Below are 300 nucleotides of genomic sequence, written 5' to 3' on the forward strand. Positions count from 1 at the left end.
CCGGGATTTTAGCTATCATTCGTGTTTATATAGGCTATGAATTTTTACATGCAGGTTATGGAAAAATAACAAGTGGCGGATTTGATGCAAGTGGATTTTTAAAAGGAGCGATTGCTTCTAGCACGGGAGAGCACCCAGCAGTACAAGGCTGGTGGGCAAAATTCTTAGAACAAGTTGCCTTGCCAAACGCGGATCTATTTTCTTTCTTAGTGCAATGGGGCGAAGTATTAGTCGGAATAGCCTTAATCCTAGGTCTTCTTACGAACTTTGCGACCCTAATGGGTATGGTCATGAATTTCT

1 protein-coding gene is annotated in these 300 nt (G+C 42.0%); it reads left to right on the forward strand.

Features of this window, described 5'->3' with window-relative positions; all coding sequences use genetic code 11:
• Positions 1-300: DoxX family protein (locus tag G6554_RS25425; protein ID WP_207627759.1), on the forward strand; the 300-nt coding region annotated here is incomplete at both ends.

Source organism: Bacillus sp. MM2020_4 (assembly GCF_011250555.1).
GTDB lineage: Bacteria > Bacillota > Bacilli > Bacillales > Cytobacillaceae > Neobacillus.